The sequence below is a fragment of the Lyngbya sp. CCY1209 genome (assembly GCF_055795065.1).
In genome coordinates this window covers 1-572 of sequence record NZ_JAYFER010000109.1, presented here as the reverse complement: position 1 = coordinate 572, position 572 = coordinate 1, and the positions used below count along the sequence as shown (strand labels likewise).

At 47.9% G+C, this 572-nt stretch carries 1 pseudogene; it reads right to left on the bottom strand.

Annotation, left to right across the window (positions count from 1 at the left end):
- A pseudogene (locus AC0QHF_RS00740) lies at positions 1–572 on the bottom strand (calcium-binding protein); the annotation flags it as partial.

The window sequence follows — 572 nt, the reverse complement described above, 5'->3', positions numbered from 1 at the left end:
TAAACACCTCAAAACTTCCCGTATTTCCCCCTCCGACAGTTGGAGTAAATTCCACCGACGTACCGTTATCACTCAAACGGGTTACAGTTCCGCCAACCAACTCCGTGATGGTACTCCCCGGCGGCACCGGAACGGTAACAGTAATTCCGGCAAGACTGGGAGAATCTGCGGAGAGGCTGTCATCAGTAGGAGTCGCCCCATCAACAACGGAAAACGCCCTCACAGTTTCATTTTTAAGGGGTGTCAATGGCGTATCAGATGCCGTCCCAACCAGCAAAATATTACCAACAGATAGAGATGGATAATTATTGAGATCGTCAAGCGGTGCAAAAGTTGCGACAATTTCAGCCGCTTGAAATCCGGAACCATCCCGGTCATATTTGAGGGTTCCGGTTTCCTGTTCGTAAGCCAGAATTGGACTGTTGAGAGTGCCGAGATTATCTTGATAAGTTTCTCCGGTTGGAACGTTAATAAATTGATCCGGAGCGAGTTGGTTTTCGGAAGTTTCACCAATTTGGACAAATCCGAATCCGTCTTCGGTACTGCGGTTGAAAACTATAACATCGCTTCCC